This is a genomic window from Streptococcus sp. KR (assembly GCF_002238115.1).
Lineage (GTDB): Bacteria > Bacillota > Bacilli > Lactobacillales > Streptococcaceae > Streptococcus.
Genome location: NZ_NGVM01000188.1, coordinates 1 through 371 on the forward strand (window position 1 = coordinate 1; position 371 = coordinate 371).

Annotated in this window: 1 protein-coding gene; it reads left to right on the top strand. The window is 35.3% G+C overall.

Annotated features, from left to right (window positions below; all coding sequences use genetic code 11):
* Positions 1 to 371 (top strand): ArdC family protein (locus tag CBI42_RS11545; RefSeq protein ID WP_218822073.1); only part of this gene is annotated, 371 nt, incomplete at both ends.

Below are 371 nucleotides of genomic sequence, written 5' to 3' on the forward strand. Positions count from 1 at the left end.
GAAGTTGTTTTAGCAGCTGGTAGTCTTGCAGTCGCAGATTTTATTCAAAATAAAGATATGGCAGGATTAAGTCGTCATCTTAAAGAAGGGATTAAGGAGTTTCTGGATTCAGATAAGTACAAAGACTATCTAACGAAAATGAGCCAACTAAATAATTATTCTAATCGCAACTTGCGCTTAATTCTTGCACAAAATCCTGAAGCAAGGCAAGTAGCTTCTTTCAAACAGTGGAAAGAAAACTTTGACCGCTATGTGAAAAAAGGTGAGAAGGCTTTACGTATTTTTAAACCTATGACGAAGATCAAAAAGGATGAGAATAACCAACCAATATTGGATAAAAATGGGAAACCAGAAACAGTTACATTCTTTGG